The sequence below is a fragment of the Streptomyces sp. RPT161 genome (assembly GCF_027533845.1).
In the GTDB taxonomy this organism is placed as follows: Bacteria; Actinomycetota; Actinomycetes; order Streptomycetales; family Streptomycetaceae; genus Streptantibioticus_A; species Streptantibioticus_A silvisoli_A.
This window is the reverse complement of sequence record NZ_JAPZVN010000001.1, coordinates 399,552-422,647: the sequence shown is the minus strand read 5'-3', so window position 1 is coordinate 422,647 and position 23,096 is coordinate 399,552. Positions and strand designations below refer to the sequence as shown.

Below are 23,096 nucleotides of genomic sequence, written 5' to 3'. Positions count from 1 at the left end.
GAAACCCCGCACCACGAACGGAGCCGCCGCCCGTGTCCGCTGGATCCCGAGTCACATCCGACCGCTCTCCGGTACGGCGGGGCGCGGCCCCGACCGCCGCCGGGGCCCGGCGGACCGACCTCCTGCTGCTGGCGGTGGCGATATCCGGGGTCTCCTTCTCCGCGCCACTGGTCGCCGCCACCGCCGCGCCCGCGCTGGCCATCGCCTTCTGGCGCAACGCCATGGCGGTCGGTGTGCTCAGCCCGTTCGTCCTGCTGCGCGGGCGCGGGGAGTTGCGGCGGATGGGCCGGCGGGCGGTGCTGCTGTCGATGGCGGCCGGAGTGATCCTGGCGCTGCACTTCGGCCTGTGGCTGCCGAGCCTGTCGATGACGTCGGTGGCCTCGTCCACCGCGCTGGTGACCACCACCCCGATATGGACCACGGTGATCCTCCGGCTGCGCGGGCGGCGCCAGCCCGGCCTGGTGTGGGCGGGGGCGGCGCTGGCGTTCGCCGGTGTGCTGATGGTCTCCGGGGTGGACCTGTCAATGTCCACCCGGGCGCTTGCGGGCGACGCGCTGGCACTCGCCGGTGGCATCGCGGCGGCCGGTTACGTGCTGCTCGGCTCCGAGGTGCGGCGCACGGTCAGCACTTCCGCGTACACGTTCGTCTGCTACACCACGACGGCCGTGGTGCTGCTGGTGGTGTGCCTGGTGTCCGGGACGTCACTGGGCGGCGGATACACCGGGCAGACCTGGCTGAAGCTGGTCGCGCTGACCGTCGCCGCGCAACTGCTCGGGCACTCCCTGATCAACCGGGTGGTACGCGGCCTCGGCCCCTCCGTCACCTCCACCGCGATCCTGCTGGAGACCCCCGGCGCGGCGCTGGTCGCGGCGCTGTGGCTCGGTCAGCTACCGCCGGTGGCCGCCTACCCGGCGCTGCTGGTGATCCTCGTCGGGCTCGTCCTGGTCATCAGGGCCGAGCGCAGCCCCCAGCCGCTGCCGCCGGAGTCGGGCGCCTGAACAGGGCTGTCACAGCCAGCCGTTGCGCCGGAAGCCGCGGTGGATGGCCGCGCAGATCAGCACGGTGACGCCGAGCACCACGTAGTAGCCGTAGCGGGTGCGCAGTTCCGGCATGTGCTCGAAGTTCATGCCGTACACACCGGTGATCATCGTCGGCACCGCGAGGATCGCCGCCCAGGCGGTGATCTTCCGCATGTCCTCGTTCTGCGCGACGGTCGCCTGCGCCAGGTTCGCCTGGAGGATCGAGTTGAGCAGGTCGTCGAAGGCCGTCACGTGTTCATGTACCCGGGCCAGATGGTCGGCCACATCGCGGAAGTACTCCCGGATGTCCGCGTCGATCACCGGCATCGGGCGCTCGCTCAACAACTGCGTGGGACGCAGCAGCGGGGTGACGGCGCGCTTGAACTCCAGTACCTCGCGCTTGAGTTGGTAGATCCGCCCAGCCGTGTCGCCGCCGCCCGCGGGCCGGGTGCCAGGGTCGGAGAACACGTCGAACTCCATGTCGTCGATGTCCTGCCGAACGGCTTCGGCGACCAGTAGGTAGTCGTCCACCACCTGGTCGGCGATCGCGTGCAGCACCGTACCCGGCCCCTTGGCCAGCGACTCGGGCTCGGCCTCCAGCCGCTGGCGCAGCGGGCCCAGCGCGCCGTGGTCACCGTGCCGGACGGTGATCACGAAGCCCTGGCCGGTGAAGACCATCACCTCGCCGGTCTCCACGATGTCGCCGGCCGCGGTCACTTCGCTGTGCTCGACATGGCGCAGCGTCTTGAAGACGGTGAACAGCGTTCCGTCGTAGCGCTCCAGCTTCGGCCGCTGATGGGCGTGCACCGCGTCCTCGACGGCCAGCGGATGCAGCCCGAACTCGCCCGCGATTCCGGCGAGTTCCCGCTCACCCGGCTCGTGCAGGCCGATCCACACGAACCCCTCGCCGGTCTCCCGTACCAGGTCCAGCGCCTCGCGCGGGGTGAGCCGCCCGGTGTGGCGGCGGCCACCGAGGTACGCCGCGCAGTCGACCACCGGGCTCGCCGCGGCGGGCGCGCTCCGCGGTGCGTGGCTGGCGCTCTTGCGCGCGGTGGGGCGTACCGCCGAACGCAGGCCGTTGATCATCGGCATCTGGGGCTCCTACGCGGCCGCGTAGAAGCGGCCGTCAAACGAGTGCGCGGGCGGTCGCGTCGAGCGGCGGGCACGCCGGGCGCTGTACGGAAGGGCTGCCGGTACTGCACGGTCGACTGGGATCCATCGCAGCCCCACCTCCTCCGGCCGGTCCCCCTGGGGAGCACCACGTTCCGCCGTCGGGTTCGCGGACGACGGGCGCCCAAACCCTACCAAGCGGGTACCACGCGCCCTGGGGCGGCTGTCGAGCGATCTATGCTCGCCGCATGGCTGATGTGGTGGAGTTGACCGAGGCGCGGCTGCGCACGGCGCTCGGTGAACCGGACGCGCGGGCGGCGGTGACCTTCCTCGGCACCGAGCGCATCGAGGTGCTGCGGTTCTTCGACGCCGAGGCGGGCGTGGTGCGTTATGCGACCCTCGGCATGTCCCGGCAGCCGATGGGCGATCCCACCTCGGTCACCGCGGACCCGGTGCGCGGCCCGCGCGCCGAGTTGGTCCTGACGGTACGGGCCGGGTACGCCGACACCGACAAGGTGCTCAGGCCGCTGGCCGTACTGGCCGCCTCCCCGCAGGTCGAGGGTCTCGTGGTGGCACCGGGCGCCTCCCTGGACGTGGGCGAACCGCTGTGGCCGGGCGCGCCGTTCTCCGCCGTGCTGGTCGCCGAGTCCGGCGGCCTGGTCGAGGACCTGGCGCTCGACCCGCCCATGGAGCCGGTGCGGTTCTTCCCGCTGCTCCCGATGACCGCCAACGAGGCCGCGTGGAAGCGGGTGCACGGCGCCGCCGCGCTGCACGACCGCTGGCTGTCCGCCGGAACCGACCTGCGCGACCCGGTCCGCGGCACCGTTCCGCTCACGGACTAGGCGGGTTCTGCACCGCCGGTCCGCCGCTGTCGTCGGCCGCCGTCGCGGCGGATCCTCTTGGGGCAGGCCCCCGAACTCCCAGTGCGGAGCGTCCGGACGCTGACGGCCCGCCACCACCGGTGCGCTTGACGGTGCTTGCCCGCCGCCGTGACTCGCTGCGGACGGGTGATCGTCCTTGACGCGAGGGCGAGAAGAAGAGGACCGTGGGGCGCTATGAGGGGCGAACCCAGTTGCCCAAAGTGCGGGGGCCGGGTGCGGGCGCCCGGCCTCTTCGCGGATTCATGGCAGTGTGACGTTCACGGCAGTGTGCACCCGCTGCAACCTGTCGTGCCGCCGAGCGTCGAGGCGCTCAGTGTCGTGGTGCGCCGTGCGCGGGTACCGGTGTGGATGCCCTGGCCGCTGCCCGTCGGCTGGCTGTTCACCGGAGTCGCCTGCGCGGGGGACGACCGCAGCGGCGGCCGGGCCACCGCCGTCGCCTGCTCCGGGCCCGGGCCGCTCGGGGGCCCGGGGGAGCTGGTGCTGGTGGCGGAGGAACTGGGGGTCGGGCTGGGCGCCCGTTACGCGGGCATCCCCGGACCCGACCCCGGCCCGGGTATGCCGGTGGACCAGCCGCCGCACGCCAAGGTGCTGGCCGCCGGTCGCCCGACGCCGCTGTGGCACGTCGCGGACGCCCCGGCCGACCGGGCGGTCTTCGCGGGCGAGGCGTTCGGCCTGTGGCTGTGGGCGATCGTCTGGCCGGAGCAGTCCGGGCTGTTGATGTACGACGAGCTGATACTGACCGACCTACGGGAGGCGGGAGCGGAGATCGACCTGCTGCCCTGCGGGGCGCTGTCACCACGGCTGCTGGACTGAGCTCCGTCCCACTGCGTGGACTCCTCGGATTTACGGGTTGCCATCGCCGTTATCCTTGGCTTTCAAAGGCGGTACTGGCCGACCGAAGTCGGCTGCGACCGCACCCCGTACCGAGGCAGTGGAAGGATCAGCGCCGTGCGCATCGACCTGCACACGCACTCCACCGCCTCAGACGGTACGGACACCCCCACCGAGCTGGTGCACAACGCCGCGGCGGCCGGTCTTGACGTCGTCGCGCTCACCGACCACGACACCGTCGGCGGGCACGCCGAGGCGACGGCCGCGATACGCGCGCTGGACAAGCCCCTCACCCTGGTCACCGGCGCCGAACTGTCCTGCCGGATCGGCGGCGTCAGCATGCACATGCTCGCCTACCTCTTCGACCCCGACGAGCCCGAGCTGGCCCGCGAGCGCGAACTGGTCCGTGACGACCGGGTGCCGCGCGCCCAGGGCATGGTCGCCAAGCTGCGCGAACTCGGGGTTCCGGTGACCTGGGAGCAGGTCGCCCGGATCGCCGGTGACGGCGCGGTGGGACGGCCGCACGTGGCCACCGCGATGGTGGAACTCGGCGTCGTGCCCACCGTCTCCGACGCCTTCACCGACGAGTGGCTGGCCAACGGCGGACGCGCCTACGTCGAGAAGCACGAACTCGATCCGTTCGACGCCGTCCGCCTGGTCAAGGGCGCGGGCGGGGTCACCGTGTTCGCGCACCCGGCCGCCGCGAAGCGCGGCCAGACCGTGCCGGAGAGCGTGACGGCCGAACTCGCCGCCGCCGGTCTGGACGGTCTGGAAGTCGACCACATGGACCACGACGAGCCCGCTCGCGCCCGGCTGCGCGCCCTCGCCGGTGAACTGGGTCTGCTGGTCACCGGGTCGAGCGACTACCACGGCAGCCGCAAGACCTGTCGCCTTGGCGAGTACACCACGGACCCCGAGGTCTACCGGGAGATCTTCCGCCGGGCGACCGGCGCAGTTCCGATCAGCGCCATCTAGCGCCGCTTACCTGACCTCGGCCCTCCCTTCCCCCGTACCCGAAGCGTCCCGTCGCGCCCCGCCGCGCCGCCGCACAGCCCCCGACCGCGGAAAGCACCACTGAACATGTTCGACCTCACCCTCTTCGGGTCGGTATTCGTCACGCTGTTCGTGATCATGGACCCGCCCGGCATCACCCCGATCTTCATCGCCCTCACCGGTGGCCGCGCCGCCAAGGTGCAGCGCCGGATGGCGCTCCAGGCCGTACTGGTCGCCTTCGGCGTGATCGCGGTCTTCGCCGTCTGCGGCCAGCAGATTCTCGACTACCTGCACGTCTCGGTACCCGCGCTGCGGATCTCCGGTGGACTGCTCCTGCTGCTCATCGCGCTGGACCTGCTGACCGGCAAGGCGGACGAGCCGACCGCGACCAAGGACGTGAACGTGGCGCTCGTGCCGCTGGGCATGCCGCTGCTCGCCGGGCCCGGCGCCATCGTGACGGTGATCCTCGCCGTGCAGCACGCCAGCGGTGTGGGCCAGCAGATGTCGGTGTGGGCGGCGATCCTCGCCATGCACCTGGTGCTCTGGCTGACGATGCGCTACTCGCTGGCGATCATCCGGCTGATCAAGGACGGCGGCGTGGTGCTGGTGACCCGGCTGTCCGGGATGCTGCTCTCGGCGATCGCGGTGCAGCAGGTGGCCAACGGCGTGATGGGCTTCATCCACGGCGGAAGCTGAGGCACCACGGCGGAGTCCGAGACGCCGCCACTTCATGCGAAAGCGCCCCGTACCACGGTGTACGGGGCGCTGCGCGTTCGTCCGGACTTACTCCGCGGGGCGGATGTAGAGGCGCTGGCCGGTGGCGGCCGCCTGCTGAACGATCGTCTTGACGGAGGCGGCGTCCACCACGGTGCTGTCCACGGCCGAGCCGTTGGCGTCGTCGAGTCGCATGATCTCGAAGCGCATGAGTTCTCCCTTTCGTCCGTCCCGCGTCGACCACGGGGTTCTGACTGGCGGACACTCCTCATTGAAGTTCGCGGCTGCTTCGCCACGATGTCGTGCCCGTTACATCTGGGTACAACGAATGTACCGAGGAAAACATTCCCTACGCTAACGAAATTTTTTAACCGGCTAACGATGGACTGCCGACGTGGTCAGACCGAGCCCCAGAAGGCGTCGAGCACGGCCGCGGTCGCGTCGGGCCGCTCGGCGTTGGGGGAGTGCTCGGCGCCCGCGACCACCTCACGGCGGGCGCCCAGCCGCTCCGCCATCTCGTCCAGCCACGGGACGGGCCAGGCGTAGTCCACCTCACCGGAGACGACCAGTTTCGGCACTTCGACCGCCGCCAGTTCGGCCACCCGGTCCGGCTCGGCGGTCATCTGGCGGCCAGCGGCGATCAGCTGCTCGGGGACGTTCGACAGCCAGCGCCGGTGCAGGAACTCCTCAAGCCCCGGCGGCTCGACGCGGGGCCTCGACGCGTCGGCGGCCGGGCCGGCTTCCTGGACGTCCAGTTCCCGCATGGCCTGCCAGACGCTTTCCATGTCCATCACCGCGAGCGCGTCCAGCAGCGTCTTCGTGCGCTGCTGCTGGCTGGTCTCGATGGCGGCCGGTCCCGAACTCATCAGCGTCAGCGACGCCCACGGTCCGGCGCCGCTGAGGAGTACGGCGGCCCGGCTCACCAGGCCGCCGAACGAGTGTCCCAGCAGGTGCACCCGGTCCGCGCCAAGCGCTTCGGCCTGCGCGACCACATCGGCCGCCAACTCCCGCTGCGTGTAGGCGCTTTCGTCGCGCGGGCCACCGGTCTCGTACTGGCCCCGGCCGTCGACGGCCACAACTCGCCAGCCCGCCTTGGCCAGTGGCCCGAGCAGACCGTTGAAGTCCTCCTTGCTACCGGTGAACCCCGGCACGAGAAGGGCCGTGCCGCGCCGGGCGTCCCCCGCGTCCAACACGGCGAACGACCCACGGGAGGTCGGCAGATGGTACGTGCGCACGCATCGCGGCAGCTCAAGCAGAGGCGGTCGACTCATGCGGCGAGACTACGGGGCGGGTGCGGCGGGACGGAAAAAGGTGTGCCGGTTCCCGCACGGGAACCGGCACACCGTCGTGCCAACGTCACGCCTCCACGGGCGCCTTGGCGGCGGCCTTCCGGGTACGGCGGCGCGGGGTGGCCTCCTCGGTCGCCGCCTCCGCCGTGGGTGCCTTGGCGGTGGCCTTGCGGGTGCGGCGCGCTGCCGGGGTGGTTTCCTCGGCGGGGGCCGTTTCGGCGGCCTTGGCGGCGGCTGTCTTGCGGGTGCGGCGGGGTGCCGGGGTGGCCTGTTCGGCGACTGCCTCCGTCACCTCGGCGGCCGCCGCCTTGCGGGTGCGGCGGCGAGGCGCCGGGGCGGCCTCCTCGGTCGCTACCTCCGCCGTGGGTGCCTTGGCGGTGGCCTTGCGGGTGCGGCGCGCTGCCGGGGTGGTTTCCTCGGCGGGGGCCGTTTCGGCGGCCTTGGCGGCGGCTGTCTTGCGGGTGCGGCGGGGTGCCGGGGTGGCCTGTTCGGCGACTGCCTCCGTCACCTCGGCGGCCGCCGCCTTGCGGGTGCGGCGGCGAGGCGCCGGAGCGGCCTCCTCGGTCACCGCCTCCGCCGCGGGCGCCTCAGCCGGAGCCTGCTCGACCGCCTCGGCGACGGCCTTCTTGCGGGTGCGACGCGGTGCCGGGGCGGCCTCCTCGGCCACAGCTTCCGCCGCGTCCGCGACCTTGGCGGCCGCTGCCTTGCGCGTGCGGCGACGCGGGGCGGGAGCCGCCTCCTCGGCGGGCGTCTGCGGGGCGGGCGCCTCCTCGGCGGGCGTCTGCGGGGCGGGAGCCGTCTCCTCGGCCACCACCTCGGCGGTCGCAGCCTTGCGGGTGCGGCGGCGACGCGGCGCCGGGGGCGCCTCCTCCGAGGCCGGGGCCAGGGCCGGTGCGGGCACCGCGGCCAACGCGGCCTCCTCCGGCTTCGGCGCCACCTCGGCGGCCGAGGCCTTCGGCGTGGCCGCGAGGGCGCCGCCGCCACGCGTACGGCGGCGTCGGCGCGGGGCCGGACGGGACTCGGATTCCTCGGCAACCGGAGCGGCGGCCTGCGTGGCCGCCGCTTCCGCCGCCTCCACGACCGGCTCGCCGCTGCGAGTGCGGCGGCGCTGGCGCGGGGTGCGCTCGCGCTTCGGGCGCTCGGTTTCGGCGGCGGGGGCGGACTTGCGGCCACGGCCGCGGCCACCCGTCTCGCCCAGGTCCTCGATCTCCTCGGCGGCCAGACCGGCCCGGGTACGCGCGGCGCGCGGCAGCACGCCCTTCGTACCCTCCGGGATGCCCAGCGCCTCGTAGAGGTGCGGAGAGGTGGAGTAGGTCTCCAGCGGCTCGTGGAAGGACAGGTCGAGCGCCTTGTTGATCAGCTGCCAGCGCGGGATGTCGTCCCAGTCGACCAGGGTGAGCGCGGTACCGGACGCCCCCGCGCGGCCGGTGCGGCCGATGCGGTGCAGGTACGTTTTCTCGTCCTCGGGCGTCTGGTAGTTGATCACGTGCGTGACGCCGTCGACGTCGATGCCGCGCGCCGCCACGTCCGTGCAGACCAGCACGTCGACCTTGCCGTTGCGGAAGGCCCGCAGCGCCTGCTCGCGTGCGCCCTGGCCGAGGTCGCCGTGGACCGCGCCGGAGGCGAAGCCGCGGCGGGCGAGCTGCTCGGCGATGTCGGCGGCGGTGCGCTTGGTGCGGCAGAAGATCATCGCGAGACCGCGGCCCTCTGCCTGCAGCACCCGGGCGACCAGCTCGGGCTTGTCCAGCGAGTGCGCACGGAACACGTGCTGGGTGATGTTGGCCACGGTCGCGCCCTCGTCGTCCGGCGCGGTGGCGCGGATGTGCGTGGGCTGCGACATGTAGCGGCGGGCGAGCGAGATGACCTGACCCGGCATGGTGGCCGAGAACAGCATGGTCTGCCGCTTCTTCGGAAGCATGTCCATGATCTTCTCGACATCCGGCAGGAAGCCGAGGTCGAGCATCTCGTCGGCCTCGTCCAACACCAGGGTGCGCACCGCGGACAGGTCGAGCTTGCGCTGGCCCGCGAGGTCAAGCAGTCGGCCGGGGGTGCCGACGACCACGTCGACGCCGCTCTTCAGCGCCTCGACCTGCGGCTCGTACGCCCGGCCGCCGTAGATCGCCAGCACCCGCACGTTGCGGACCTTGCCGGCGGTCAGCAGGTCGTTGGTGACCTGGGTGCACAGTTCGCGGGTGGGGACGACGACCAGGGCCTGCGGGCTGTCGGTCAGCGCCTCGGGCGCGGCCCGCCCGGCCTCGACGTCAACGGGGACGGTGACCCGCTCCAGCAGCGGCAGGCCGAACCCGAGCGTCTTGCCGGTACCGGTCTTGGCCTGGCCGATGACGTCGTTTCCGGCCAGCGCGACCGGGAGCGTCATCTCCTGGATGGGGAACGGATTGGTGATGCCGACGGCTTCGAGCGCCTCGGCGGTTTCGGGGAGGATCCCCAGATCACGGAAGGTCGTGGTGGACAGGATGCTTGCCTCTTCTATGAGCGCGGCACTGTGCTGTGAGGGGGGTCGAGCATCCGTCTGCCGGATGCTGACCGCGCCGGAGTGTCGTACGGCCGTAGGCGGCCGGGAGCGCGGGACCGCGGCCCTCACACGTGCCGCGAGCGGGCCCCTCCCACCGGGAGGTGGGCAGGACGGTCGGTTCGGAGCCGATCGGGCCACCGACCGGGCATCCGCATTCATGCGAAAGCCTGCCGTAATCCGCGAAGACTAGGCGGGCTTGTATCACTGTACCCCGGAAACGCCCAGCCGCCGAGGACGGGTTTTGTTTGGATTCGGGAAAATGTTCGGCGCGCCGGGCGGGTGCGGGCGGCGCGGCCCGGCTGGAACGCGCCTGACAGGGGCTTTCGTCTCCCCGTCGGCGGACTATTGTGCCCACCATGGAGACGCCTGACGAGAGCACCGCAACCGCAACCGGGATCGCCGCCCAGAACTGGGACACCGCCGCCGCCGACCCGCAGTACCGGGCCGCGGTCGTGGACCTGCTGGGCGCGCTGGCCTACGGCGAACTGGCCGCCTTCGAGCGGCTGGCGGATGACGCCAAGCTCGCGCCGACCCTGGCGGACAAGGCGGAGCTGGCGAAGATGGCGTCGGCTGAGTTCGGCCACTTCGAGCGGCTGCGCAACCGGCTCGCGGAGGTCGGTGAGGACCCGACCGGCGCGATGGAGCCGTTCGCGGCCGCGCTGGACGGCTTCCACCGCCAGACCGCGCCTTCGGACTGGCTGGAGGGCCTGGTCAAGGCGTACGTGGGCGACTCGATCGCCAGCGACTTCTACCGTGAGGTCGCCGCCCGCCTGGACTCCGACACCCGTGGCCTGGTGCTGGCGGTGCTGGACGACACCGGGCACGCCACCTTCGCGGTGGAGAAGGTGCGGGCGGCCATCGAGGCCGAGCCCCGGGTGGGCGGCCGACTGGCGCTGTGGGCGCGGCGCCTGATGGGTGAGGCGCTCTCGCAGGCGCAGCGGGTGGTCGCGGAGCGGGACGCGCTGTCCACCATGCTGGTCGGCGGCGTCGCCGACGGATTCGATCTGGCCGAGGTCGGTCGGATGTTCACCCGTATCACCGAAGCGCACACCAAGCGAATGGCGGCGCTGGGGCTCGCGTCCTGACGGCGCGGTGGCCCTCAAGCGGCCCTGGGCACAGCTGATCGGCGCTGCCCAGGGTCGCGGACCAGCAGCGAGAGCATGGCGGCGCCCACACCGAGCGCGGCGAGCAGGGTCACCGCCGGATTGCCGGGGCCGACGACGAAGCGGGTGATCACGCCGCCGAGCAGCGCCGCCACCACGCCGGTCACCAGGGTCAGGGCACGGGACGGGAAGCGGCGCGGGAACAGCCGGAGGGCGGCCCACGCCGCGCCCAGCCCGATGATCGCGCTGCCCAGTGCTTCCCAGACCATGAGTCCTCCCGTGGGCCCTTACGTCCGGCACAACGTCGTAACCAGTCGTAAATCAGACGCTTCCGGTCCTACCCACGGCGGCGGGGTGCCCAAACGGACGGCGGCCGACCCGGTCATCCCACCGGGTCGGCCGCCGTACGTCGGCTGCGGGCGTGCTCAGAGGGCGCCGAAGCCCACCCGGTGCTTCGACGGCTCGCCGATCTCCACGTAGGCAAGTCGGTCGGCCGGAATCAGCACCTTGCGGCCCTGCTCATCGGTCAGCACCAGCAGCTTCTCGGTGCCGGACAGGGCCGCGGCCACGGCCTTCTCGATCTCCTCGGGAGTCTGCGTGCTCTCGATGTGGATCTCGCGCGGCGCGTTCTGCACGCCGATCTTGACCTCCACGGCTTTCCCTCCGATGGTCTGGCGGTGTGCGCGACAAAACCGCGCTGTACGCGGCCAACATTACTGCCCGGAACGGGTGGTCAGTGCTGGCCCTCGGCACCGTGCAGCGGGAAGCCGGCGATGCCGCGCCAGGCCAGCGAGGTGAGCAACTGCACCGCCTGGTCGCGCGGGATGGGGCTGCCGCTGGACAGCCAGTAGCGGGCGACGACCTGCGAGACGCCGCCGAGGCCCACCGCCAGCAGCATCGACTGCTCCTTGGCCAGGCCGGTGTCCTCGGCGATCACCTCGCTGATCGCCTCGGCGCAGTCCAGCGCCACCTTGTCCACCCGCTCCCGGACCGCCGGTTCGTTGGTCAGGTCGGACTCGAAGACCAGCCGGAAGGCGCCGCCCTCGTCCTCGACGTAGGCGAAGTAGGCGTGCATGGTCGCCTCGACGCGCTTCTTGTTGTCCGTGGTCGAGGCGAGCGCCGCCCGTACGGCCTGCACCAGCGCCTCGCAGTGCTGGTCGAGCAGGGCCAGGTAGAGCTCCAGCTTGCCCGGGAAGTGCTGGTAGAGCACCGGCTTGCTGACCCCGGCCCGCTCGGCGATGTCGTCCATCGCCGCCGCGTGGTAGCCCTGTGCGACGAAGACCTCCTGGGCCGCACCCAGCAACTGGTTGCGTCGGGCGCGACGCGGCAGGCGCGTCCCGCGCGGGCGCGCCTCGGTCTGCTCGATGGCTGTCACGCCGCCTCCCAAATAGTCGCGCTGACGTCCTGCGAAGTGTGTGCCGGCATGCGCTGCATATCGCGCATGCGCTGGACATCGTACTTTTCGGTAACGGGACTGCGCCTGGGGCGGACGCAGAATCTCATCCCCTGGTACGTACCGGGAGCCCGCGGGCCCCCTCCGCTTTGGGGCGTCTGTCAGCGGTAGTCGTCTTCGTCCAGGGGAACCGGGCGGTGCTGTTCCGCGGCGTCCGCCTCGTTGGCCTCGTCGGGGACCGGCTCGGCCGCCGTCTCGTCGTCCTCCAGAACGTCCAGCCGCTGCTCGGCGGCGTCCGCCTCGTTGGCCTCCAGATCGGCAGTGAGCTGTTCTTCCGACATGACACCCTCCTCGGCCGATGACCGACCTCGTGTAGGAGCCTAGCTACGAGCGTAGGAGAGGGTGCCCACGAGCGCAGCGTGGCATGCGAGCCAAAGAGCGCTCACCGGCGGTGTGAGGGCTGCCACACGTCCCGTCACGTCTGGGGCGGCGTGATCAGCTCGTAATATTGCTCCATGTCCTCGACCGAGTCGACCGAAGCCGCAGTGGCCGATCCGGCCCCGACCGTCCCGGTGGCGGGAGCGACGGCGGACGGCGAGACGCTGCGGACGGTTTCGCTGCCGGGCCTGTCGCTGACCGTGCGGTCCCGGGCGCCGCGCACCGACGGACGGGCGCCAGTGCTGTTCGTGCACGGGCTCGGCGGCTCCTCGCAGAACTGGTCCGCGCTGATGGAACTGCTGGCGGACGAGGTGGACGGCGAGGCCGTCGACCTGCCCGGCTTCGGCTTCTCACCGCCGCCGGACGACGGCGACTACTCGATCAACGGCCACGCGCGGGCCGTGGTCGCCCTGCTGGAGTCGGAAAGACGCGGGCCGGTCCATCTGGTCGGCAACTCGATGGGCGGCACCATCGCCACGCGGATCGCGGCGCTGCGCCCCGACCTGGTGCGCACCCTCACCCTGGTCTCCCCGGCGCTGCCGGAACTGCCACCGCAGCGCTCCGCCTGGCCCACCGCGCTGGCCTCGGTGCCCGGCCTGCCCCGGCTGTATGCGCGGGCCACCCGGGACTGGTCGACGCAGCGGCGCACGCACGCGCTGATCTCGCTGTGCTACGGGGACCCCTCGCTCATCAGCGCCGAGGAGTTCGCCGAAGACGCGCGGGAGTACGAGCGGCGGCTGGCGCTGCCCTACTTCTGGGACGCCATGGTGCGCTCCACACGCGGACTGGTGAACGCCTACACCCTCGGCGGGCAGCACTCGCTGTGGCGGCAGGCGGAGCGGGTGCTGGCGCCCACGCTGCTGGTGTACGGCGGGCGGGACAAGCTGGTGTCGTTCCGGATGGCCGCGCGGGCGGCGAAGGCGTTCCGTGACTCCCGGCTGCTGGCCATCCCGGACGGCGGCCATGTGTCGATGATGGAGCACCCGCAGCTGGTGGCCAGGGCCCTGCGCGACCTGCTCGCGGAGGACCACCGGGTGGACGACGCGCCCCTGAACAGGAGCTGATCGCCCTCGTGGGACGCCATAGCGCGACCGGCCGCGCCCCGGCGCGCGCCGCCGAACCCAACGCCGCGTCGCCACCGGACACCGGCGCCCCCACCGCTCCCCGGGTGCCCGGCCCCCGGCAGCCGAGCCGACCCGACGGGCCGTCAACTCGGCGCGGGCGGAACCCGAACCGCCGCGTCGCCGCCGGAGTCGCCGCCCTGGCCACCGTGCTGGCCGTCGTGCTCGCCGTACGGTTCACCGGTGGCGGCCACCCGCACAACGCGGCTGACGCGGCGCCGGGCGGCGCCGGGCGGAAGCCGGCCGACGGCGGCGCGGCGTCCCGTTCCGACCAGCGGGTCACCCCGACGCCCGGCTACGACCAGGCCATGGCGCTGCGGTACCCGCTGGACGCCAAGCTCGCGCTGGGCGGCGGCTTCGACGCGGTGCCGGGGCACGATCCGGCGCCGGGCCGGGGTCAGGTGCTGCGGTACCGGGTGGACGTGGAGCAGGGGTTGCCGTTGGACGGGCGGCTATTCGCCGACGCGGTACAGAAAACCCTTAATGACGACCGGAGTTGGGGGCACGGCGGCACTCGGACTTTCGAGCGGATCTCCTCCGGAACACCGGATTTCGTGATCACGTTGGCGAGTCCGGTGACCACCGGGAAGTGGTGCGCCAAGTCGGGACTCGACACCTTGGACGAGAACGTCTCCTGTGACTCCGCGGCCACCGACCGGGTGATGATCAACGCCTATCGCTGGGCACAGGGCTCGGACACCTACGGCCCCGACAAGATGCACATGTACCGGCAGATGCTGATCAACCACGAAGTGGGGCACCGGCTCGGCCACAACCACGAGCAGTGCGACAAGCAGGGCGCACTGGCGCCGGTCATGATGCAGCAGACCAAGTTCCTCAGCACGGACGGCCGCACCTGCCGACCGAATCCATGGCCGTTCCCCGCCGAGAACTGAGGAATCCCGGGCTTCCATCAGCCTTGCTTTGACATTCCCAAAGAAATACTTCAGTCTTCTGGGCATGCACAGAAGCCATGTCACCGAGCGCGCCGCGATCAAGCTGGCGCTCATCGGCGTGGCCGAGCACTGCGTGTCCGACATTCACTGTCGTTGACCCCGCCCGTTCCCCATCCACGGGGAACGCCGATTCCCGCGCGGGCGCAGTGCGTGTTCCGTTCCGACCTTGCCGCTGCCCGCGTTCCGCATGCACCAACTCCGGCAGCGAGAGGCCATTTCCCATGTCCAGAAGTCCCCGCATACCCCGCCGCATCGGCGCGGCGGCCGTCACCGTGGCCCTGGCCGGAGGGGCCGCGGCATGCGGCCCCAAGAGCGGGGACGCCGGAGCGGACGCCGCACCGCACCGCGGCGGCACGCTGACCATCCTCAACCAGGACCCCCAGGACAGGTTCGACCCGGCGCGTGAGTACACCTCCGGTGGAGGAAACGTTCCCTCGCTGGTCTTCCGCACCCTCACCACCCGCGCCCGCGTCAACGGCGCCCCCGGTACCAAGGTCGTCCCCGACCTGGCCACCGACACCGGTACCCCGTCCAAGGACGCCACGGTGTGGACGTACCACCTCAAGGACGGGCTGAAGTACGAGGACGGCTCGCCGATCACCTCCGGCGACATCAAGTACGGCATCGAGCGCTCCTTCGCCCCCGAACTCTCCGGCGGCCCGCCGTACTTCCGTGACTGGCTGGTCGGCGCGGAGAACTACCAGGGGCCGTACAAGGACCCCAAGGGCCTGGACTCGATCGAGACGCCGGACGCCAGGACGATCGTCTTCCACCTGAACAAGCCCGAGGGCGACTTCCCCTACCTGGCCACCGCGACCCAGTTCGCGCCGGTGCCCAAGGCCAAGGACACCGGGGTGAAGTACGCCGAGCACCCGATCTCCTCCGGACCGTACGAGGTCGTCAAGAACGAGAACGACGGCGCCCACCTCGTCCTCAAGCGCAACCCGTACTGGTCGTCCAAGACCGACGACCAGCGCAAGGCGTACCCCGACACCATCGACGTGCAGTCCGGGCTCGACCCCGCGGTGATCAACCAGCGGCTGTCCACCGGCTCCGGCGCGGACGCCGCCGCCGTGACCACCGACACCAACCTCGGCCCCTCCGAGCTGGCCCAGATCGGCAATGACAAGGAGCTGGCGGGCCGGGTCGGCACCGGGCACTTCGGCTACACCAACTACCTGGCGTTCAACACCAAGGTGAAGCCGTTCGACAACCCCAAGGTGCGCGAGGCCATCGCCTACGCCATCAACCGCACCTCGGTCGTCAACGCCGCGGGCGGCTCCTCGCTCGCCGAGGCGGCCACCACGTTCCTGCCCAACCAGCCCACTTTCGGCTACACGCCGTACGACCCGTTCCCGGCGGGGCCGAACGGTGACCCGGCCAAGGCCAAGGAGCTGCTGAAGGAGGCCGGTTACCCCAACGGTCTGACCGTCACCCTCACCCACTCCAGCTCCAACGCGGACCAGTACGGCCCGGACATCGCCACCGCCGTCCAGGACGGCCTCAAGGCGGCCGGGATCACCGTCAAACTCAACGCCCTCCAGCAGAGCGGCTACCGGCAGGCCGTCACCTCGGTCAGCAGCGAACCCGGCTTCTTCCTCAGCGGTTGGGGCGCCGACTGGCCGTCCGGCGGGCCGTTCCTCGCGCCGATCTTCGACGGCCGGCAGATCGTCACCAACGGGTCGAACTTCAACAGCGCCCAGCTCGACGACCCCTCGGTGAACGACGAGATCGACGCCATCAACAAGATCACCGACCATGCCACCGCCGCCAAGCAGTGGGGCGCGCTGGACCAGAGGATCGGCCGGCAGGCACTGGTCGTCCCGCTGTTCCACCCGGTCTACAAGCGGCTGTACGGCAAGGACATCCGCAACGTGGTGATCAGTGACTGGACCGGTGTGCTCGACGTCTCGCAGGTCGCGGTCAAGTGAGCGGCACCGCAGGCCTGTTGGCCGGGGAGACCGCCCAGGTCTCCCCGGCCGCCGGGGCGTCCCAGGTATGGCGGCGACTGCGCTCGCGGCGCGCCGCCCTCGCGGGCGCCATCGTGCTCGCCGCCCTGGTGGTGATCGCGCTGACCGCGCCGCTGCTCACCGCCATCGAGGGCCAGGACCCCACCACGTACCACGACACCCTGGTCAACTCGGCGTCCGGCGGTGTGCCCATCGGCTCGTTCGGCGGCGTCAGCGCCGACCACTGGCTCGGAGTGGAGCCCGGCACCGGCCGCGACGTGTTCGCCCGGCTGGTGTACGGGGCGCAGATATCGCTGCTGGTCGCGGTGGGATCGACGGTCGTACAGGTGCTGATCGGCGTTGTCGTCGGGCTCACCGCGGGCCTCGGCAACCGCTTCCTCGACCAACTGCTCAGCAGCACCACCGACGTGATGCTCGCACTGCCCTCGCTGGTCTTCGCCATCGCGCTGATGGCCGTGGTGCCCTCCGGCTTCCCGCGGCCGGTACTGCTGATGCTGGTCATCGGACTGCTGGGTTGGGGCGGCACCGCCCGCGTGGTGCGCGCGCAGACCCTGACCCTCAAGGAACTCAACTACGTGGCCGCCGCACGGCTCGGCGGCTCCTCACGCTGGCGGATCGCCCGCCGCGAACTGCTGCCGTCCATCGCCGCGCCGGTCATCACCTACGCGGCCCTGCTGCTGCCGACCAACGTGGTCAGCGAGGCCGGACTGTCCTTCCTCGGCGTGGGCGTCAAGCCGCCCACCTCCTCGTGGGGGCAGATGCTCTCCAGCGCCACCACCTGGTTCCGCGCCGACCCCGCCTACGTGCTGCTGCCCGCGCTGATGCTGTTCGCCACCACACTGGCGTTCACCGTCGTCGGCGACGCGGTGCGCACCGCGCTCGATCCGCGGGCGGCCTCCCGGATCAAGGTCGGTACCAAGGGAGCGGACGTGAGCGACGCACGGGCGGCCACCGGGCCGCAGGCGGCGACGGTGGCCGCACCCGTACGCCGCGCGGGCGCGAACGCGGACAACCGGGGGGAGGCATGACCGGATACCTGACCCGCCGGTTCCTCGGCATGGTCGCCGTACTGTTCGCGCTCACCGCGGTCATCTACGCGGTCTTCTACGTCGCGCCCGGAGACCCGGCCCAGCTGGCCTGCGGCCTGAAGTGCAGCCCGGTACAAGTGCACCAGCTGCGCGGCCAGTTGGGGCTCGACGAGCCGGTCTACCTGCAGTACGCGCACTTCCTCAAGGGGCTGTTCGCGGGACGCGACTTCAGCGCGGGCGCGGGAGTGCTGCACTGCGACGCACCCTGTCTCGGGATCTCGTACCGCACCAACGAGCAGGTCACCGACATGATCCTGAACAGGTTGCCGGTGACCGCGTCGCTGGCGCTGGGCGCCATGGTGATCTGGCTGCTGCTCGGTATCGGCAGCGGACTGCTGTCGGTACTGCGCCGCGGACGTCTCACCGAACGCCTGCTGACCTCGCTGACACTGGCCGGAACGGCCGTCCCGGTGTTCATCATCGGGCTGCTGCTGCTCCTGCTGTTCTGCGCCTACCTCCAGTGGCTGCCGTTCCCCACCTATGTGGGGCTCAGCCAGGATCCGCAACAGTGGTTCTGGGGACTGCTGTTGCCGTGGACGTCCCTGGCGCTGCTCGAGTCCGCCAAGTACGCCCGGCTGACCCGCTCCTCGATGCTGGAGACCCTCGCCGAGGACCACATCAGGACCTTCCGGGCGTACGGCGTCAGCGAACGGCGGCTGGTCACCCGGCACGCGCTGCGCGGCGCGCTCGCTCCGGTGATCGCGCTGTCCGCGCTGGACCTCGGCACCATGTTCGGCAGCGCGGTGCTGACCGAGACGCTGTTCGGACTTCCGGGCCTCGGCAAGCTGATCGTCTCGTCGGTCAACATCCTCGACCTGCCGGTCGTCGTCGGGGTGACCCTGGTCACCGGATTCAGCGTGGTACTCGCCAACGCCGTCGCGGACGTGCTCTACGCGGCGGCCGACCGACGGGTGGTGCTGACATGAGCGAGCATCTGGTCGAAGTCAGCGGCCTCACCGTCGAGTTCCCGGTCGCGGACTCCTTCGTACGGGCCGTGGACGGACTGGACTTCACCCTGGAGGCCGGGCAGGCGCTCGGTATCGTCGGAGAGTCCGGTTCCGGCAAGAGCACGGTGGCCTTCGGGCTGCTCGGGCTGCACCGGGGCACCGGTGCCCGGGTGCGCGGCTCGGTGCGGGTCGCGGGCGTGGACGTGGTCGACGCCGACGACACCGAACTGCGCCGGGTACGCGGTGGGTTGGCCGCCATGGTCTTCCAGGACCCGCTCTCCGCGCTCGACCCGTACCACCCGGTCGGCGACCAGATCGCCGAGGTCTACCGGGTGCACCGCAAGGTGACCCGGCGGGCGGCGCGGGCCCGGGCCGTCGAGGTGCTGGACCGGGTCGGCATCCCGGACGCGGCACGCCGGGCGCGGTCCCGGCCGCACGAGTTCAGCGGCGGCATGCGGCAGCGCGCGCTGATCGCCATGGCACTGGCCTGCGAGCCGCGGCTGCTGATCGCCGACGAGCCGACGACCGCGCTGGACGTCACCGTCCAGGCGCAGATCCTCGACCTGCTGCACGAACTGCGTGCCGAGACCGGTGCCGGACTGCTGCTGGTCACCCATGACCTGGGAGTGGTCGCGGGCAGCGTGGACCAGGTCCTGGTGATGAAGGACGGCCGCGCGGTGGAGCGCGGCCCGGTCGCCGAGGTCCTGGGCACCCCGCGTGAGACGTACACCCGGGAACTGCTTGCGGCGGTGCCGCGGGTGGACGCTCCGGTTGCGGTGCACGTCCACCCCGGCGGCGGTTCGACCGCCGAGGATGACGGCGTTCTGCTCGAAGCGGTCGACCTGCGGCGGGAGTTCGGGCGGCGCGGCGCCACGGTGGCCGCGGTGGACGGCGTGTCGCTCACCGTACGGGCGGGCGAGACGCTGGGCGTGGTCGGCGAGTCGGGTTCCGGCAAGACCACCCTCGGGCGAATGCTGGTGCGGCTGCTTGACCCCACCGGGGGTCAACTGCGGTACCGGGGGAGGGACATCGGGACGCTGGGGGAGAAGGCGTTGCGTCCGCTGCGGCACGAGTTGCAGATGGTGTTCCAGGACCCGGCATCCTCGCTCAATCCGCGCCGCAGTATCGGAGAGTCCATCGCGGATCCGCTGCGGGCCGCCGGGGAGTTGGACGACCGGCGTATCCGGGCGCGGGTCGGCGAACTGCTGGAGCGGGTGGGGCTCGACCCCGACTGGTACCACCGCTATCCGCACGAGTTCTCCGGCGGTCAGCGGCAGCGGGTCGGCATCGCTCGCGCCCTCGCCCCGGAACCCCGGCTGATCGTCTGCGACGAGCCGGTCTCCGCGCTCGATGTGACGACGCAGGCGCAAGTCGTCGAGCTGCTGGGGCAGTTGCAGCGCGATCTGGGCCTGTCCCTGGTCTTCATCGCCCACGACCTGGCCGTCGTACGGCAGGTGAGCGACCGGGTCGCGGTCATGCGGAGCGGTGCCGTGGTGGAGCACGGCACCGCCGACGAGGTGTACGACTCGCCGCAGCACCCCTACACCAAGGGCCTGCTGTCCGCCGTACCGGTCCTCGACCCCACGGAGGCGGCAGCCCGCAGGGACGCCCGCCGGGCGGTGGTTCCGGGGTAAGGCGGTTCGCCGGCGCGGTCCGGCGGTGTCGAACCCGTCGCGACTCCCGGATGGCCCCCCGAACGCGTGCGCGCACACATGGCGCGCGTTAGCGCGCGGAACGGTGGGGCGGGGGGAAAGTTACGGCCGTTCACCCCTTTCGGTGGCGCGGCGGACAACCGTCCGCCGCGCCACCGTCATGTCGGCATAGCGTCAATCCCGTCGTCTTGTCCCAGGTCACGAAGGGGTGCGCGAATGCGCATAGCGTTGCTGACGGAGGGTGCCAAGCGGCGCCCCAAGGGCGACCCTCTGGCATGGTGCGACCGCCTGGTCCGCGGCCTGACCGACCAGGACTTCGAACTGTACGCGCTGTGCCGCGACCCCCTGGACACCCCCGAAGGATGGGCGGAACGCCACCCGGGCGTACGGGCGGTACACACCCACCCGCTGTGGGGGCCGCCCCCCGGCAGCGACCGTACCCCCCCGCGCGGACGCGCGATGCGCCGGCGCTTCCTGGACTGCTACCAGGAGTTGGCCGCCGCCCTCACCGCACGTCCCGACCCGCCCGGCTCCGCCGATCTGGCGGACCGTTTCGCCAACGGCCTCTACGGCCTCGCGGACCTGGCCCGTGAGCACGCCGGCCTGCCCGCCGCCCTCCGCTCGGAAGCCGCGGTACGGGCCCTGGAAGCCGCCTGCCGGACGCCCGGCGCAGACCCGCTCCTCGGCTGCGCCACCGTCCACGACCTCCTGACCGCGACCGAGGCGCTGGAGCGCGTCCTGCGCCCGCTGTCCGCCCCCTGGTACGACGAGCACACCCTGGGCGCCGCCGACCTCTGCCACGCCACGTCGGGCGGACCGGCCACCCTGCCGGGACTGCTCGCCGCCCGCTACGGCGGTACGCCCCTGCTGGTCACCGAGTACGCCGTCCGGCTCCGCGAGCACTACCTTGACCGCGAGCACGACCAACTCCCCGTCCGGGCGAGGGCGTTGCTCGCGGCGCTGCACCGGCGGCTGGCCGCCGAGTCCTACCGTACGGCCGCCCTGCTCACCCCCGGCAACGGCCACATCCGCCGCTGGCAGGAGCGCTGCGGCGCGCCCCGTACGAAGATCAGGACCGTCCATCCGGGCATCGACGCCGGACGGCTCGCCGCGATCGGCGAGGCCGCCGAGGCCGGGGCGCCGGAGGAGGACGACCCGACGCTGGTGTGGGTGGGCCGCGTGGAGCCCGCGAAGGACCTGGTGGCGCTGCTGCACGCGTTCGCCCGGGTCCGCACGGCGGTGCCGGCCGCCCGGCTGCGGATCGTCTCGGGCGGCGGCCGGGCCGACTACCTGGCGCAGTGCCGTGCGCTCGCCACCCAACTCTTCCCCGACGAGGCCGTGGACAGCCGCACCCCCGGCGAGAACCCGGTCACCTTCGACGAGATCGGCTCGCCCTACGTGCCCACACCCGTCGACGCCTACACGGCCGGTGGCGTCGTGGTGCTCTCCAGCGTCGTGGAAGGCTTCCCCACCACCCTGGTCGAGGCGATGTTCTGCGCACGGGCCACCGTCTCCACCGATGTGGGCGCGGTCCGCGAAGTCATCGGCGGCACCGGACTGATCGTTCCCCCGCGCAATCCGAGCGCCCTCGCCGAGGCGTGCGCGGAACTGCTGCGCGACCCGCGCCGCCGCGCGCTCCTCGGTGCCGCAGCCCGCGCCCGCGCACTGGAACTGTTCACCGCCGAGCAGAACACCACCGCCTTCCGCGAGATCTACCTCGACCTCGTGGCCCACCGCCGTCCCGCCGCCCAGCACACCGCCTCCGCGCCCTTCGCACAGCCTCCCGAGGCGCATGTGCCCGGCAGTTGGCGCCCCGCGCCCGGCGTCCCGGGGCGCGCCAAGCGCGCCCCGGCCTGGGCGGTCCGTGAGCCGCGCCGCCGACCGGCCGCCGTGGGCGCGCTCGGGGAGGACGCATGACCGGCCCCCATACCGCGCCGGAACCGGTCGAGCCGTCGGCGCGCCGCCGCGGACCGGCAGATCCGGTGCTGCTCCTGATACGACGGCACTACGAGCTGTGTGCCACCGCGGTCGACCCGCTGGAGATCGCCGCCGGTCTTGAGGCGCACGGTGTCACCGACCGCACCGCCGCCCAGTTCCGGCACCGGGACGTCTTCTCCCTCGCGGAGGAGTTGTACGCACGCGTACCACGGGCGACCCCCGCCGACGCACCGCACCAGGAGCCCGACGCAACGCAGTTGACGCCAGGTCAGCTTGGCTGGCATCTGCTGCCCGGGGCCGTGTGCGCGGCCGGGATCGCCGCCGCCCACGCCCTCCCGGCCCGGGCCGCCGTCATCGCAGGCGGCACCCTGCTGCTCGTCCTCCTCGCCGCCCGTACCGCGCTGCGACGCGGGCCGCTGCGGGCCGCACCCGCTTCCGGCGCCGGGCGGTGCGCCTGCTGGCTGCTCGCCTTCGCGCTCTACGGACCGTGGTCACTGACCACCCACGCCGCCCCCCTTGATCCCGGTACCAGCGCGGGGCTCCTGGCCTGCGCCCTCGCGCTGCCGCCCGCTGCCTGGTGTGCCCGCCGGTTCGCGCGACGAGCCCGGTCGGTGCTCGCCCAAAGCCATGGGCTGGCCGAGTTCGCCGCCGGGACGCGGCCGCCCCTGCTGGCCGAGCTCGGCCTGTTCGCCCTGGTGCTCTCCGCGCTGTTCGCCACCGGCTACCTGGTGCTGACCCATGGCGTACGGCCCGATCCGGTGGCGCTGGGCGGTTGCGTGGCGCTCGGTCTGCTGCTGTTCACCGCCCGACTCCTGGCCGTACACGGCCTTCCCTCCGCCGCGGTGGCGGGTACCGGTGGCGCCTGCGCCATCGAGGCGGCCGCCCTCGGCGCACAACTGCTCGGCCGCGTACCGGCGTTACGGGCCTGCGGCACGCCTGTGCGCGCCCTGATCGCCACCGCGGGACCCGGATCCGTCCAGGCCGTGGCGTGCGCCATCGCCGCCGTCGCCGTGACCGGGTACGCGATCTCCGCCCTCGGCCGTGCCAGCGCGCACATCGGCGACCGCGCCATCACCCTCGTCCGCCCTGCCCTCGCCGACCGGGCAGTGGTCCGGTGAGC

The 23,096-nt window shown here is 72.1% G+C and carries 23 protein-coding genes; 15 read left to right on the top strand and 8 right to left on the bottom strand.

Annotated features, from left to right (window positions below; translation table 11 throughout):
• Positions 1-32: 32 nt before the first annotated feature.
• A complete protein-coding gene (locus tag O5O46_RS01815) occupies positions 33-998 on the top strand; it encodes a DMT family transporter (protein WP_443072348.1) in 966 nt (321 codons plus the stop codon).
• 9 nt (positions 999-1,007) lie between these two features.
• Here the strand turns inward: O5O46_RS01815 and O5O46_RS01810 are convergent, their stop codons facing one another.
• Complete coding sequence (locus O5O46_RS01810; RefSeq protein WP_269853390.1) at positions 1,008-2,111, bottom strand: magnesium and cobalt transport protein CorA; 1,104 nt, start codon at positions 2,109-2,111, stop codon at positions 1,008-1,010.
• A 266-nt stretch (positions 2,112-2,377) separates the two neighbouring features.
• Here O5O46_RS01810 and O5O46_RS01805 point away from each other — a divergent pair, with 266 nt between their 5' ends.
• The 4 genes from O5O46_RS01805 to O5O46_RS01790 all read left to right on the top strand — a co-directional run bounded on the left by O5O46_RS01805 (position 2,378) and on the right by O5O46_RS01790 (position 5,530).
• The gene (locus tag O5O46_RS01805) at positions 2,378-2,971 is read left to right on the top strand and encodes a suppressor of fused domain protein (RefSeq protein ID WP_269853389.1); all 594 of its coding nucleotides are present in this window, start codon (positions 2,378-2,380) and stop codon (positions 2,969-2,971) included.
• A gap of 213 nt (positions 2,972-3,184) precedes the next feature.
• Entirely contained in the window at positions 3,185-3,823 is a 639-nt protein-coding gene (locus tag O5O46_RS01800) for a DUF6758 family protein (RefSeq protein ID WP_269853388.1), read from the top strand.
• 135 nt (positions 3,824-3,958) lie between these two features.
• Positions 3,959-4,816 carry a PHP domain-containing protein gene (locus O5O46_RS01795; protein ID WP_269853387.1) on the top strand — a complete coding sequence of 286 codons (858 nt, stop codon included), beginning with the start codon at positions 3,959-3,961 and terminating at the stop codon, positions 4,814-4,816.
• Positions 4,817-4,921: 105 nt separating this feature from the next.
• On the top strand, positions 4,922-5,530 hold the full coding sequence (locus tag O5O46_RS01790) for a MarC family protein (RefSeq protein ID WP_269853386.1): 609 nt from the start codon (positions 4,922-4,924) through the stop codon (positions 5,528-5,530).
• 87 nt (positions 5,531-5,617) lie between these two features.
• Here O5O46_RS01790 and O5O46_RS01785 read toward each other — a convergent pair whose 3' ends face one another.
• The 3 genes from O5O46_RS01785 to O5O46_RS01775 form a co-directional block, all read right to left on the bottom strand.
• Positions 5,618-5,758 (bottom strand): hypothetical protein, encoded by a 141-nt coding sequence (locus O5O46_RS01785; protein WP_269853385.1) that lies wholly within the window; start codon positions 5,756-5,758, stop codon positions 5,618-5,620.
• Positions 5,759-5,946: 188 nt separating this feature from the next.
• Positions 5,947-6,819: an alpha/beta fold hydrolase gene (locus tag O5O46_RS01780; RefSeq protein WP_269853384.1), complete on the bottom strand. Its 873-nt coding sequence runs from the start codon at positions 6,817-6,819 to the stop codon at positions 5,947-5,949.
• Positions 6,820-6,904: 85 nt separating this feature from the next.
• Positions 6,905-9,439, bottom strand: a complete 2,535-nt coding sequence (locus O5O46_RS01775; RefSeq protein ID WP_443072347.1) for a DEAD/DEAH box helicase — start codon at positions 9,437-9,439, stop codon at positions 6,905-6,907.
• Positions 9,440-9,726: 287 nt separating this feature from the next.
• Between O5O46_RS01775 and O5O46_RS01770 the strand changes: the two genes are divergently transcribed.
• The gene (locus O5O46_RS01770) at positions 9,727-10,455 is read left to right on the top strand and encodes a ferritin-like fold-containing protein (RefSeq protein ID WP_269853383.1); all 729 of its coding nucleotides are present in this window, start codon (positions 9,727-9,729) and stop codon (positions 10,453-10,455) included.
• 14 nt (positions 10,456-10,469) lie between these two features.
• On the opposite strand, the gene O5O46_RS01765 is transcribed toward O5O46_RS01770, so the two are convergent.
• From O5O46_RS01765 to O5O46_RS01750, 4 genes are all read right to left on the bottom strand, one after another.
• Positions 10,470-10,742: a hypothetical protein gene (locus O5O46_RS01765; protein WP_269853382.1), complete on the bottom strand. Its 273-nt coding sequence runs from the start codon at positions 10,740-10,742 to the stop codon at positions 10,470-10,472.
• Positions 10,743-10,898: 156 nt separating this feature from the next.
• Complete coding sequence (locus tag O5O46_RS01760; protein ID WP_269853381.1) at positions 10,899-11,126, bottom strand: DUF3107 domain-containing protein; 228 nt, start codon at positions 11,124-11,126, stop codon at positions 10,899-10,901.
• Between the two features lie 80 nt (positions 11,127-11,206).
• Positions 11,207-11,848, bottom strand: coding sequence for a TetR/AcrR family transcriptional regulator (locus O5O46_RS01755; RefSeq protein WP_255927554.1), 642 nt, complete (start codon positions 11,846-11,848; stop codon positions 11,207-11,209).
• 179 nt (positions 11,849-12,027) lie between these two features.
• Entirely contained in the window at positions 12,028-12,207 is a 180-nt protein-coding gene (locus O5O46_RS01750) for a hypothetical protein (RefSeq protein ID WP_269853380.1), read from the bottom strand.
• Between the two features lie 174 nt (positions 12,208-12,381).
• Here O5O46_RS01750 and O5O46_RS01745 point away from each other — a divergent pair, with 174 nt between their 5' ends.
• The 9 genes from O5O46_RS01745 (at position 12,382) to O5O46_RS01710 (ending at position 23,094) form a co-directional block, all read left to right on the top strand.
• Entirely contained in the window at positions 12,382-13,368 is a 987-nt protein-coding gene (locus O5O46_RS01745) for an alpha/beta fold hydrolase (RefSeq protein WP_269853379.1), read from the top strand.
• Positions 13,369-13,376: 8 nt separating this feature from the next.
• On the top strand, positions 13,377-14,321 hold the full coding sequence (locus O5O46_RS01740; RefSeq protein ID WP_269853378.1) for a DUF3152 domain-containing protein: 945 nt from the start codon (positions 13,377-13,379) through the stop codon (positions 14,319-14,321).
• 64 nt (positions 14,322-14,385) lie between these two features.
• Positions 14,386-14,478 (top strand): Ms4533A family Cys-rich leader peptide, encoded by a 93-nt coding sequence (locus O5O46_RS35280; protein ID WP_313880997.1) that lies wholly within the window; start codon positions 14,386-14,388, stop codon positions 14,476-14,478.
• Between the two features lie 124 nt (positions 14,479-14,602).
• Positions 14,603-16,312 (top strand): ABC transporter substrate-binding protein, encoded by a 1,710-nt coding sequence (locus O5O46_RS01735; RefSeq protein WP_269853377.1) that lies wholly within the window; start codon positions 14,603-14,605, stop codon positions 16,310-16,312.
• Positions 16,309-17,379 (top strand): ABC transporter permease, encoded by a 1,071-nt coding sequence (locus O5O46_RS01730; RefSeq protein ID WP_269853376.1) that lies wholly within the window; start codon positions 16,309-16,311, stop codon positions 17,377-17,379. Before O5O46_RS01735 ends, O5O46_RS01730 begins: the two co-directional genes overlap by 4 nt.
• Positions 17,376-18,365: an ABC transporter permease gene (locus tag O5O46_RS01725; RefSeq protein WP_269853375.1), complete on the top strand. Its 990-nt coding sequence runs from the start codon at positions 17,376-17,378 to the stop codon at positions 18,363-18,365. Before O5O46_RS01730 ends, O5O46_RS01725 begins: the two co-directional genes overlap by 4 nt.
• The gene (locus O5O46_RS01720; protein WP_269853374.1) at positions 18,362-20,020 is read left to right on the top strand and encodes an ABC transporter ATP-binding protein; all 1,659 of its coding nucleotides are present in this window, start codon (positions 18,362-18,364) and stop codon (positions 20,018-20,020) included. Before O5O46_RS01725 ends, O5O46_RS01720 begins: the two co-directional genes overlap by 4 nt.
• A 234-nt stretch (positions 20,021-20,254) precedes the next feature.
• On the top strand, positions 20,255-21,955 hold the full coding sequence (locus tag O5O46_RS01715; protein ID WP_269853373.1) for a glycosyltransferase: 1,701 nt from the start codon (positions 20,255-20,257) through the stop codon (positions 21,953-21,955).
• Positions 21,952-23,094, top strand: a complete 1,143-nt coding sequence (locus O5O46_RS01710) for a hypothetical protein (protein ID WP_269853372.1) — start codon at positions 21,952-21,954, stop codon at positions 23,092-23,094. The genes O5O46_RS01715 and O5O46_RS01710 overlap by 4 nt, the downstream gene beginning before the upstream one ends.
• Positions 23,095-23,096: the final 2 nt, after the last annotated feature.